Origin of the sequence: Clostridium sp. BNL1100 (assembly GCF_000244875.1) — a bacterium.
Classification (GTDB): Bacteria; Bacillota; Clostridia; order Acetivibrionales; family DSM-1351; genus Ruminiclostridium.
Genome location: NC_016791.1, coordinates 2557822 through 2569752, shown reverse-complemented (window position 1 = coordinate 2569752; position 11931 = coordinate 2557822). Strand labels below are relative to the sequence as shown.

General features: G+C 37.6%; 13 protein-coding genes. All 13 read left to right on the top strand.

Going from position 1 to position 11931, the window contains the following annotated elements:
* Complete coding sequence (locus tag CLO1100_RS10840; RefSeq protein ID WP_014313791.1) at positions 1-231, top strand: DUF2273 domain-containing protein; 231 nt, start codon at positions 1-3, stop codon at positions 229-231.
* 32 nt (positions 232-263) lie between these two features.
* Positions 264-701, top strand: coding sequence for a transcription antitermination factor NusB (gene nusB, locus CLO1100_RS10835; RefSeq protein WP_014313790.1), 438 nt, complete (start codon positions 264-266; stop codon positions 699-701).
* A 70-nt stretch (positions 702-771) separates the two neighbouring features.
* On the top strand, positions 772-1995 hold the full coding sequence (gene xseA, locus CLO1100_RS10830) for an exodeoxyribonuclease VII large subunit (RefSeq protein ID WP_014313789.1): 1224 nt from the start codon (positions 772-774) through the stop codon (positions 1993-1995).
* On the top strand, positions 1979-2215 hold the full coding sequence (gene xseB / locus CLO1100_RS10825) for an exodeoxyribonuclease VII small subunit (protein WP_014313788.1): 237 nt from the start codon (positions 1979-1981) through the stop codon (positions 2213-2215). Before xseA ends, xseB begins: the two co-directional genes overlap by 17 nt.
* Positions 2216-2227: 12 nt before the next feature.
* A complete protein-coding gene (locus CLO1100_RS10820) occupies positions 2228-3112 on the top strand; it encodes a polyprenyl synthetase family protein (protein ID WP_014313787.1) in 885 nt (294 codons plus the stop codon).
* Between the two features lie 73 nt (positions 3113-3185).
* Positions 3186-3350, top strand: coding sequence for a hypothetical protein (locus tag CLO1100_RS20820; protein ID WP_187288891.1), 165 nt, complete (start codon positions 3186-3188; stop codon positions 3348-3350).
* 634 nt (positions 3351-3984) lie between these two features.
* Positions 3985-4515: an Mg2+ and Co2+ transporter CorB gene (locus CLO1100_RS10815; RefSeq protein WP_014313786.1), complete on the top strand. Its 531-nt coding sequence runs from the start codon at positions 3985-3987 to the stop codon at positions 4513-4515.
* Between the two features lie 5 nt (positions 4516-4520).
* Positions 4521-6392: a 1-deoxy-D-xylulose-5-phosphate synthase gene (dxs, locus tag CLO1100_RS10810; RefSeq protein WP_014313785.1), complete on the top strand. Its 1872-nt coding sequence runs from the start codon at positions 4521-4523 to the stop codon at positions 6390-6392.
* A gap of 22 nt (positions 6393-6414) precedes the next feature.
* On the top strand, positions 6415-7227 hold the full coding sequence (locus CLO1100_RS10805; protein ID WP_014313784.1) for a TlyA family RNA methyltransferase: 813 nt from the start codon (positions 6415-6417) through the stop codon (positions 7225-7227).
* A 68-nt stretch (positions 7228-7295) separates the two neighbouring features.
* Complete coding sequence (locus tag CLO1100_RS10800) at positions 7296-8156, top strand: NAD(+)/NADH kinase (RefSeq protein WP_014313783.1); 861 nt, start codon at positions 7296-7298, stop codon at positions 8154-8156.
* Positions 8157-8159: 3 nt separating this feature from the next.
* The gene (locus tag CLO1100_RS10795; RefSeq protein ID WP_004617715.1) at positions 8160-8612 is read left to right on the top strand and encodes an arginine repressor; all 453 of its coding nucleotides are present in this window, start codon (positions 8160-8162) and stop codon (positions 8610-8612) included.
* Positions 8613-8642: 30 nt separating this feature from the next.
* Positions 8643-10343 carry a DNA repair protein RecN gene (gene recN / locus CLO1100_RS10790; RefSeq protein ID WP_014313782.1) on the top strand — a complete coding sequence of 567 codons (1701 nt, stop codon included), beginning with the start codon at positions 8643-8645 and terminating at the stop codon, positions 10341-10343.
* 208 nt (positions 10344-10551) lie between these two features.
* Positions 10552-11865 (top strand): SpoIVB peptidase, encoded by a 1314-nt coding sequence (gene spoIVB, locus CLO1100_RS10785; RefSeq protein ID WP_014313781.1) that lies wholly within the window; start codon positions 10552-10554, stop codon positions 11863-11865.
* The last annotated feature ends 66 nt before the right edge of the window (positions 11866-11931 follow it).

The following is an 11931-nucleotide window of genomic DNA, read 5'->3' as shown; positions in this document are numbered from 1 at the left end:
ATGAATAAACAGGTATTAACCGAATTTTACAATCAGCACAAGGGTGAAATACTGGGGGCCGCAATTGGTTTTGTGATTGCAGTTATTGTATTGATTCTTGGATTGTTAAAGGCATTGTTTATAGTGTTGTGTGTAGTTTTTGGATTTTATGTTGGAAAAAAATTGTACCAGGACAAAGACTATATCAAAAATCTTCTGGACAGGATACTGCCGCCTGGTACATACAGATAGACAGAAATAACTTAATTTAAGGAGGAATATCAATGGGACGCCGTGCATCCAGGGAATCTGCGATGAAACTGTTGTATCAATTGGAAATACAGAAAACTGACAGAGACGAACAAATTAACATGGCCCTGGAAGACGAAAGTTTAACTGAAAACGATAGGGAATATATTAAAGGGATCGTTTATGGGGTATACGAAAAAACACCGGTTTTAGACGGTATAATAGAAAAAAAAGCAACCGGATGGAAAATAAATCGTTTATCTAAAATAGATTTATCAGTTTTAAGAATAGGAATTTACGAAATATTGTACAGGGACGATATACCATTTAGTGTTTCTGTAAATGAGGCTGTAGAATTAGCTAAAAAGTATAGCAATGAGGATGCAGGAGCGTTTGTTAATGGACTTTTGGCTAAGGTATCAAAGAGTGATTTGCCTCAAGAAACGGTAGCTAGTGAAATTGATTCTGAATAATAGAAGCTTTAAAGGGTAATGTGATACATTTGACATTATCCTTTTTTGAAATATAGGAGTTTTAAGAATAATGAATAGAGTTTATTCGGTTTCTGACATAAATAATTATATAAAGCAGTTGGTATCAAGGGACCTAATATTATCGGATGTGTCAATTAGGGGTGAAATATCCAACTTTAAGCACCATTATACAGGGCATATGTATTTTACAATTAAGGACGAAAACAGCCTTTTAAAATGCGTTATGTTCAAGTCACAGGCCATTGCACTTAGATTCGCTCCCGAAAACGGTATGAAGGTGATAGTATCCGGCTATATCTCTGTTTTTGAAAGAGACGGACAGTATCAGCTGTATGCAAGTAATATGCAGCCGGATGGAGTGGGTGCTCTCCATGTTGCCTTTGAACAGCTGAAAGAGAAGCTTGAGCGGGAGGGGTTATTTGATCCGGAAAAAAAGAAAAGTATTCCCGTGCTGCCTGGAAGTATAGGCATTGTAACATCTTCAACCGGTGCCGTTATAAGGGATATTATAAATGTTACCTATAGAAGAAACAGCAAAATGAAACTGGTTCTGTATCCTGTAGCCGTTCAGGGACTACAGGCAGCAGGGCAGATAGCTGAAGCAATAAAGCGCCTCAATGAGCATAATAAGGTTGACGTAATTATTGTCGCCAGGGGCGGCGGCTCACTGGAGGAATTGTGGGCATTCAATGAGGAAATTGTTGCCAGAAGCATATATGCATCAAATATTCCTGTTATATCTGCTGTTGGACATGAAACAGACTTCACCATATGCGATTTCGTTTCGGATATGCGAGCACCAACTCCTTCTGCCGCCGCGGAACTTGCAGTCCCTGATATAGAGGTACTATTATATAAGCTGGAAAGTTACAATATGAGAATGAAAAATGCCCTTGTGAAAAAAGTCACCGCATTGCAGAACCAACTGCAAAAAATAAATTCAAGACCTTTTTTTACACAGCCGTATGACAGAGTAAACCAGCAAAGGCAGACATTAGACAATTTAATAAAAAGTCTTATAAGAGAAAATCAATCGTTTATAAAAGATAAGAGGTCACAGTTTGGAATGCTTGCAGGAAAACTGGATGCTTTGAGTCCCTTGAAAATAATGGAACGTGGATATAGTGTTGTAAAAAATTCTCAAGGACATGTTGTAAATAGTGTAAAGCAGGTTAATACAGGAGATAAGTTGGAAATATTGATAAATGACGGATTAGCAGAATGTGACGTTATATCGGTAAGAGAGGGAAAAATATATGAGCAAGAGTGTTAAAATTGAAAAGAGCTTTGAAGAGGCTATTGCAGAGCTTGAACAAATTGTTGTGAAGCTTGAAAAGGGTGAAGCCACATTGGAGGAGTCCATTACCAGCTTCCAGCAGGGAATAGAACTGTCAAGGTACTGTGCAGCAAAGCTGGATGAAGCAGAAAAGAAAATTACAATGTTAATTCAGGATGAAGAGGGTAATTTGCAAGAAAAAGATTTTAACATGTAATGCGGAGGAAATATGAATTTTAAGGAAAAAAACAATATATATGTGAATATGATTGAAGAGAGGCTTCATAATATTATTCCGGAAGTAAACGGATACTACCTTGAAATAAAGGAAGCAATGTCATACAGTCTTTTAGCTGGAGGCAAGAGATTGAGACCTTTATTGGCACTAGCTGTTGCAGAAATGCTAGATAAGCCGCTTAATGAGGTAATTAATTTTGGCTGTGCAATCGAAATGATTCATACATATTCACTGATACATGATGATTTACCGGCTATGGATAATGACGACTATAGAAGGGGAAAGCCGACAAACCACAAGGTGTTTGGTGAAGCCATGGCAATACTGGCCGGAGACGGACTATTAAATATGGCTTATGAAATAATGATTAATGATACAGTTGAATCAAATAGTATTGAAAAAATGCGGGCTGCCGGAATAGTTGCTAAGGCAGCAGGGGCATTAGGAATGGTAGGAGGTCAGGTAATTGACCTTCAATCAGAAGGAAAAACCATTGAAAGTGATAGGCTTAAAACAATGCACAGACTGAAAACAGGTGCGTTGATAAAAGCGCCAGTGGAAGCTGCGGCAGTAATATGTGGTGCCGATAAAAAAGAATTTGAGCTTCTGTCAGGATATGCAGCAAATTTGGGGCTAGCTTTTCAGATAAAAGACGATATCCTTGACATAGAAGGAACCGTTGAAAATATGGGAAAGAATCCCGGAAACGATTCTTCCTGTAATAAATCAACTTATGTAACCATGTATGGACTTGAAGAGTCAAAAAAGCTTCTGGAAACAGTAACTCAAGAAGGTATTTCCTGCCTTGAAGCATTTGGCCATAAGGCGCAGTTTTTGAAAGAACTTGCATTATCACTGGTTGTAAGGGACCGGTAAGATGAATTTTGGGGAATAATATTCTCTTTGTTTATCAAAGTTTTTATGTTATAATGTTGTCTCGATGACATTTATGTTATCTAATATTAATACTATTGACAAAAAAACAGGGTGGCGCAGTATTCTAGTCAGTACTGATGATTCTGAAGACGGGCCTAAAAATCCGTTTAAGGGCACATCGATGAAGTTCCTTGTGTCGGCTTGCTACGCCCAGTGGTGGGTTGATGCTGGGAGTTAAGGCTTAGGGGCGATCCGCAATGGCATGCGGGCGTTGACCCCTTTTCCGTGGAGACCCTTACTTGTGGAAGAAAAGTCAAGCTTTTGCTTGCCACCTCGACTACGAAAAGGGATTAAACCTGTTATGCGGTGTCTTTATGATGGCTGTGAACAGTGTAGCCTGCCTTGAGTGAAATCCGGTGAATAACGGATCAGATGCTTCATGTATTGGCCGATATATAAGCATTATTGCTGTTTGAAACCTTTTTTGCAAAAGAGGCTAGGAATCATTTTGACTGCTGGGGAAAACCCCTAGACTGTTCTTAAAAGTGGTTTATTGGGGATTAAAGTGTGGACTAAGTGGTAATCAGGCCCCGTAAACGGAGACGTACGGTGATGTGTTTAAAGGGAAACCACTGGTTTGGCGACATTCCAGCACATGTCAGGGAAATCCTGCCTGACCTAAGCCGCAAAATTTACTCAATAAACTGCCACCTGTTTTTCTAATAAATCTGGAGGATTGGTGTGGAAGATAATTTTAAACATCCAGCCGATGAAAAGAAAGTTAAATTCAGGGCTAATGCAATTAGCTCTAAAAAAAAACAAGAGTTTGGACACTTTTAATAACGGTAATCACTTTTTTCATTTCTATTTTTATGTCTTTTTTTTCAAATGAAACATTAGGTAATGCTACCACAGTTGTTTCATTTCTTATTGTTTTTGTTATAATAATCATAAGTATATTATTTGACCTGATAGGTACAGCTGCGACAGCTGCGGATGAAGCACCCTTTCATTCTATGGCATCAAGAAAGCTTTATGGTGCTAAACAGGCTGTTATATTAATAAGAAATGCCGACAAGGTCTCAAATTTCTGCAACGATGTCGTTGGGGATATTTGCGGTGTAATAAGTGGTACGGCGGCTGCTTTTATAGTATACAAGTTTTCGGGCGGAGGTACTGATGCACAAAATTCTATTTTTGGACTTTCAATTACAGCAATGGTTGCATCCCTCACTGTTGGCGGAAAAGCACTGGGTAAATCCGTAGCATTGCAAAATAGTAATTACATTATATATAAAGTAGCAGTTGTTATAAAATTTCTTTTCGGAAAATTAAATTTTAAAAAGAAAAAGAAATGGAATAATAAAAAAAAATGCACTAACAAAGGTACTATAAAGGAGTAATACAAGTGGGGTATTTGGATAGTATAAACTCTCCTGAAGATATAGAAAAATTGGAGATTGAACAGTTAAAGGTTCTTGCAGAAGAAATCAGAACATTTCTTATATATAAAGTTTCAAAAACCGGGGGGCATTTAGCCTCTAATCTTGGTGTTGTTGAATTGACACTTGCGATTCATAATAACTTTAATACAAATAGGGACAAAATTGTTTGGGATGTAGGACATCAATCATATGTCCACAAAATATTGACAGGCCGAAAAGCAGATTTTGATACGTTACGTAAATTCGGAGGTTTAGCCGGATTTCCCAAAACCTGTGAAAGCGTACATGATTGTTTCAACACAGGGCACAGCAGTACATCAATTTCTGCAGCACTGGGTATTGCCCGTGCAAGGGATATAAAGAAAGAAAACTACAGTGTAATGGCTGTGATAGGTGATGGAGCAATGACCGGCGGAATGGCCTATGAAGCCTTAAATGATGCCGGAAGACTGACAAGTAACTTTATTGTGATACTTAATGACAATGAGATGTCCATAGCACAAAATGTTGGCGGAATGTCAAGATACTTAAGTAAACTGCGTACTGACCCTGTTTACACAAAGACTAAGGAGGATATAGATAATTTTCTTGACAAAATGCCGAATATTGGTAAGAAAGCCAGAAAAGCTGTACGAAAATTAAAAAGTACTGTGAAATACCTCATTACACCGGGAGTATTTTTTGAACAGTTAGGTTATAAATATTACGGACCTGTAGATGGACACAGTCTGGATGAGTTAAATAAATCACTACAGGCAGCAAAAAAAATTAAAGGGCCTGTTCTAATTCATGTATGTACTCAGAAGGGAAAGGGTTATTCTTATGCAGAAGAAAGTCCTGACAGATTTCATGGAATAGCACCTTTTGAGGTGGAGACCGGAGAAACCTACGGTAAGAAGTTGCCCGACTATTCTGAAGTTTTTGGAGAAGCGGTTTTAGAAGCTGCCGGAGTGAATGACAGGGTGGTTGCCATATCAGCAGCAATGGCAAAGGGAACCGGGTTATCCAAATTCAGTGAAAAGTACCCTCAAAGGTTTTTTGACGTGGGTATAGCCGAACAGCATGCAGTTACGTCAGCTGCCGGAATGGCCATTAATGGTATGATACCGGTTGTTGCAATTTATTCATCATTTTTACAAAGAGCATATGACCAGTTAATACATGACGTAGCACTTCAGAAACTGCATGTAGTTATAGGCGTGGACAGAGCTGGGATTGTAGGTGAGGATGGAGAAACTCATCAGGGTGAATTTGATCTGTCATTTTTAAATCACATACCTGATTTTACAATAATGGCTCCTGCCGACTATTATGAGCTAAAAGCAATGGTTGATTATGCAATAAACAAACATACCGGGCCTATAGCTATCAGATATCCCAGAGGCAGAGGAAAAGATTTACTAAAACAGGAAATACCTTTAGTATCTGGCAAGGGAGCAGTGCTAAGAGAGGGACAGCATGTGTGTATACTGGCTGTCGGCAGTATGGTTGAAACAGCTTTACAAGTATCAGAAAAGTTGAAAGAGCAAGGTATTAATGCAGGAGTTGTCAGTGCAAGGTTTATTAAGCCTTTGGATGTAGAATTGATTAAGGAATGTGCAGATAAATATACAAACCTCGTAACAATGGAAGACAATTGTGTAATGGGTGGATTCGGCAGCAGAGTACTTGATACCCTTAACACTTTTAATTATAAAACACGTTTACTCATAAAAGGTTTGCCGGAGCAGTTTATATCTCAGGGTTCAAGAGAAGAACTAATGAAAAAACTCAGATTAGATACAGACGCCGTAACAAATGATATAATAGATATGTTAAAAAATACCACGTTATAATAAATCTTTTGGAGGGTATATTTTGGAAAAGGAAAGACTTGATGTACTACTTGTAAATAAAGGCTTGTTTGAGAGCCGTGAAAAATGCAAGAGTGCTATTATGGCCGGACTTGTGTGGATTGATGGAATCAGGGAGGACAAGCCGGGTACAAAAGTCCCTGTTGAATGTGAGATTGAAATAAAGGAAAATGTCAATCCTTATGTAAGCAGGGGAGGATTAAAGCTTGCTAAAGCCGTCAGTCGTTTTAATATAAATCTTGAAGATAAAACCTGCCTTGATATAGGTGCGTCAACCGGAGGTTTTACGGATTGTATGCTTAAAAACGGTGCAACAAAGGTAGTTGCTGTAGATGTTGGGTATGGTCAGCTGGCATGGGAGTTGAGAAACGACCCCAGAGTCATATGTATGGAACGTACAAATGTCAGATATGTTAAGCCGGAAGATATCGGCTTTTTATCTGATTTTGCGTCAATAGATGTTTCGTTTATATCACTTACAAAGGTGTTGCCGGCAGTTTTGGCACTTTTAAAGGACGAGGCTGAGCTGGTATGTCTTATAAAACCACAGTTTGAGGCAGGGCGGGAAAAGGTTGGCAAGCACGGTGTTGTGAGGGACAGCGCTGTTCATAAGGAAGTTATATTTAATATAATTAATTTTGTTATTGCCAGTAATTTATATATAAAAGAGTTATCGTTTTCACCGATTAAAGGCCCGGAAGGCAATATAGAGTATTTATTGTATACAACAAAAAAAGAAAATCAGGATTCAAAAGATATTAATGAACTTGTAGAAAGTGTTGTTTCCGAAGCACACAACACACTGGTAAAAAGCTGAATAATCTGTTAAAGTGTAAAAAAAGATAAACAACTATGTTACTGCACGGCTCATGGAGGCTGACGACTATGAAGAAAATCGGAATTATAACCAACAGAGAAAAAGATAAAGGTTTAGAATATACAAAACAATTGGTTGAAAGTATTAAAAAACACGGTGGACAAGCTGTATTGCCTACTTATGACGGTACTTTTGAAATGGATGATATTGACAACCATGTAGTTGAAATTTGTGATAATTGCGATATGATCATATGCCTCGGTGGAGACGGCACTTTTCTGAGAACAGCCAGAACCGCATATTTGTACGGACTCCCTATGTTGGGAATTAACCTTGGTTCTCTTGGGTTTTTAACTGATGTTGAAAAAGGTGAAATAGACAAAGCGGTAGAAAATATATTGAATGACAGGTACACTTTAGAAGATAGAATAATGTTATCATCCAAATTATATAAGGATGGGAAGTTGGTTGCCCGGGACGTGGCAATAAATGATATTGTGATTTCGAGAGGGGGTATTCCAAGAATACTTCACCTTAGTACTTATATTGATAATAACCTTGTTGAGATGTATCCGGGGGACGGCATCGTTGTTGCTACCCCAACAGGCTCCACAGCGTATTCTTTATCGGCAGGAGGGCCCATAGTTGAGCCTACATCGGGGCTGATTATCATAACTCCGATTTGTCCGCATATTTTGTCTTCAAGAGCATTAATTACATCGGATATGCGAAAAATAAAAATATGTGTCTCACAGGGTTTTGAGCACAAAGCTATTGTAACTGTGGACGGACAAAAAAATCTTGAAATTACAGGTGGGGATTACCTGGAAATAGAGAAAACAGACAGTACTGTAAAAATAATCAGAGTGAATTCTAAAAACTTTTTTACCGTACTTAGAAGTAAAATTTACGAGAGAAAAGAGGAGTAAAATATGAAATATAACAGGCATGCAAAAATTTTGGATATAATCGATAATAACGATATTGAAACACAGGAAGAGCTTGCAGAAAAGCTCAAACAACAAGGGATGGATGTAACTCAGGCCACAGTTTCCCGTGATATTAAGGAACTAAGGCTGATTAAGGTTATGACTGCTGAAGGCAAATATAAATATTCTGCTTTCGCTCAGTCTGAAAATCAGGTTTCAAACAGATTGATTACCATACTTACAGAAGCATATGTTTCAAGCGATTACGCAAATAATATTGTTGTTGTTAAGACTCTTTCAGGTATGGCTCAGGCAGCCGGTTCTGCAATAGACTCCCTCAAATGGACTGAAATACTGGGTACAATTGCCGGAGATGATACATTGATAATGGTTTGCAGGGCTGAAAAAATTGCTGAGGACATTGTTAATAAATTTAATAAAATGATAAAATCATAAATTACTTTTTAAACAGGCAGGTGTTTTTGTATGCTGTTACAGCTCGATATCCAGAATATTGCACTTATTGATAAGATAAGTCTTGAAATTGCACCGGGGTTAAATGTCCTTACAGGTGAAACCGGTGCAGGAAAGTCCATTCTTATCGATTCAATAAATGCTGTCCTCGGAGAACGTGTAAACAGGGACATAATTAGAAATGGTAAAGAAAAGGCATTTATTGAAGCTGTGTTCGAATATGACAGTACATATATAAATGACATTTTGAACGAACTGGGTATTGAACATGAGGATGGCAGTTTAATCCTATCAAGGGAAATAGGCTTGAGCGGAAAGAATACGTGTCGTATAAACGGAAGATTGGTAAATGTTTCAGTGCTCAAACAGGTAGGGCAGCTTCTTTTAGATATCCACGGTCAGCACGACAATCAGTCGCTGCTTAAAACAGAATCACATATTGAATTATTGGATGCTTTTGGCGGAGAAGCCATTCAAAAAGTTAAGTCTGAATATCATTGTCTCTTTGAGGAATATAAATCAGTAAAATCCAAACTCAAAGGCATTGTTGGGGATAAAGGTGAAATTGAACGCAGAATGGATATGCTGAAATTTCAGATTGACGAAATAAAAAATGCCAAACTAAAGGAAGGCGAGGACGAGGAGCTATTAAAAAGGAGACAACTACTCGCTAATTCCGAGAAAATAATGAATTCCATACATAGTTCTTATCAATTGCTGAGTGATGGCGGAGACAGTGGTAAATCAGCTCTATATAATATTAACAAGGCACTTTCCGAGCTTGCTGCCGTTCAGAAGTACGATGAAGGACTTATTCCTTTGTCTGAAAAACTGGAATCAGTTGTTTACCAGCTTGAGGATATTTGTGAGGAGTTGAGGGCAAGAAGGGATGAAGGTGATTTTGACCCTGATGAACTGTCCGTAATAGAGGAAAGACTTGATATTATTACCAGGGTAAAGAGGAAGTATGGAGCAGGTATTATGGAAGCCTTGGATTTTCTCAAGAAATCCCAGGTAGAATATGACGAATTACTCCAGAGTGAAAGCCTTGCTGAAGACTTGAAAAAGCAGCTGGTATCCATAACTCAAAAATTACTGGAAACAGCTACCAAGCTGCATTCTCAGAGGGAAAAGGCAGCTCTGATTCTTGAAAGTAATATAACCGCTGAACTTGAAAATCTTGAAATGAAAAATGCCCGTTTCAAAGTCAATATTATAATGGATGATACAAAGAATAATTTTACTAAAAATGGTTTGGATAATGTGGAATTCCTGATTTCAAGTAATGCGGGGGAACCTCTGAAACCACTTAGCAGAATAGCTTCGGGTGGTGAAATGTCAAGAATTATGCTTGCTATAAAAACTATTCTTGCCAATGTAGATGCAATCCCAACACTTATATTTGATGAGATTGATACTGGAATCAGCGGAAAAGCAGCTCAAAAAGTTGGAGAAAAGCTGTCCTATATATCTAGAACCCATCAGGTTATCTGTGTGACTCACTTGTCCCAGCTGGCTTGTATGGCGGATAATCACCTCTATATTGAAAAAAATTCTAACGGTGAAAATACATACACTACCGTAAGAATTTTGGATGAAAAGGGCCGTATTCAGGAAATAGCAAGAATAATAGGAGGTTCTGACATAACTTCCATTGCTTATAAGCATGCGGAAGAATTACTTCACTCTGCTGAAAATTTTAAGAAAAAATAATTATAGAAATCGTTTCCAAAAATCGAAAAGTCGCTAAACATGACAGATATGAGCTTTAATTACCTGTCATGTTTTTTTTTACTTGAATAATAAAAATGCATAAAGGTTAACTTATGATTATGATTTTGAGATCACGCTTTAATAGGCGTGATTTTATTATCCGCAAGCAGCCGTAAAGATATTTTAAATATCGGGAGAGTGAAAATAAATGCACTATATCAAATCAAATAAGAAAAAGCTGTTTGTATTATTATTTGTTTGTTTTTGTGTTATTACACTCAGTTACTTGCAAGCATTTTCCGTAATTCCAGAAAAGCTTATTCTTCTGGAAGGAGAGGAGTATATTTACAATTTTAAGAGCTTCTATTTTGTAAATATCAAGGCTGATAACAGGGCAGTTTTAAAACTTAATAATACTGATATAAAAGCACAGGGGAATTACCTGGAATTAATATCACCCCTTTCTTTTAAAACACAAAAGAGAGGCTCGGTGAAACTTAATTTCAAAGCATTTGGAGTTATACCGTTAAAGACTATGCAAGTAGACATAATTCCTAGCAAAAAGCTTGCTGCATGCGGAAATACTATAGGGGTTAAAATTAAAATGGATGGTATTTTAGTAATCGGTCTTAGTGAGGTTGATAAGCCTGACGGTTCTAAGTCTGCGCCTGCCAAGGATGGAGGTATAAAGACAGGAGATGTCATTTATGAGGTAAATAGCAAAAAATTGTCAGGTATCAAAGATCTGATTGACCAGATTGATTACTGTAAAGGAGACAAGCTAACAATTAAATTCAAACGTGGAAATGAATTTATGAGTACTACCATTAATCCAATTGAAGGCGTAAATGACAAAAAATATCACATTGGATTATGGGTAAGAGACAGCACAGCGGGTATAGGAACTATGACATTTTATGATCCCGAAACTCACGGATTTGGCGCACTGGGGCATGGAATAACGGATGCTGACACCGGAACATTGATGCCCGTTAACAGCGGAGAAGTAATGGAATCAAATATTATTTCGGTAAGAAAAGGCGAGCAAGGAACGCCGGGAGAGCTTAAAGGAATATTCATGGAAAACAAGCCTCCATTGGGAAATATATTTACCAATGCAGAATGCGGAATATATGGGCAGATGTTTGAAGATTTTCATATTAACAAAAACCGATTATATCCAATAGGCTTACGAGGACAAGTAAAAGTTGGACCTGCAACGATTTTGTCAAATATAGAAGGAAACAAAATTGAAGAGTTCAGTATAATGATTGAAAAGGTTTCAAGGCAGTCTTTCAGTGGGCCAAAAGGGATGGTTCTGAGGGTAACTGATAAGAAGCTATTGAATTCTACCGGAGGAATTGTTCAGGGTATGTCAGGCAGTCCAATAATACAAAACGGTAAATTAATCGGAGCTGTCACACATGTTTTGGTTAATGATCCTACAAGAGGTTACGGAATATTTGTAGAATGGATGTTAAAAAATATTTCCGAATTCCCTGCAAAGAAAGAAGCAGGATAAACTACAGATAAAATGTCAGCAAGTAACATAAATATAAATGAAAACATTATACTTATTTCTCTTTTT

Coding starts and splice junctions, on each gene's coding strand:
- xseB (WP_014313788.1), top strand. CDS start 1,979: ATGAGCAAGAGTGTTAAAATTGAAAAGAGCTTTGAAGAGGCTATTGCA.
- CLO1100_RS10820 (WP_014313787.1), top strand. CDS start 2,228: ATGAATTTTAAGGAAAAAAACAATATATATGTGAATATGATTGAAGAG.
- xseA (WP_014313789.1), top strand. CDS start 772: ATGAATAGAGTTTATTCGGTTTCTGACATAAATAATTATATAAAGCAG.
- spoIVB (WP_014313781.1), top strand. CDS start 10,552: ATGCACTATATCAAATCAAATAAGAAAAAGCTGTTTGTATTATTATTT.
- CLO1100_RS10795 (WP_004617715.1), top strand. CDS start 8,160: ATGAAATATAACAGGCATGCAAAAATTTTGGATATAATCGATAATAAC.
- nusB (WP_014313790.1), top strand. CDS start 264: ATGGGACGCCGTGCATCCAGGGAATCTGCGATGAAACTGTTGTATCAA.
- CLO1100_RS20820 (WP_187288891.1), top strand. CDS start 3,186: ATGTTATCTAATATTAATACTATTGACAAAAAAACAGGGTGGCGCAGT.
- CLO1100_RS10840 (WP_014313791.1), top strand. CDS start 1: ATGAATAAACAGGTATTAACCGAATTTTACAATCAGCACAAGGGTGAA.
- CLO1100_RS10815 (WP_014313786.1), top strand. CDS start 3,985: ATGTCTTTTTTTTCAAATGAAACATTAGGTAATGCTACCACAGTTGTT.
- recN (WP_014313782.1), top strand. CDS start 8,643: ATGCTGTTACAGCTCGATATCCAGAATATTGCACTTATTGATAAGATA.
- CLO1100_RS10800 (WP_014313783.1), top strand. CDS start 7,296: ATGAAGAAAATCGGAATTATAACCAACAGAGAAAAAGATAAAGGTTTA.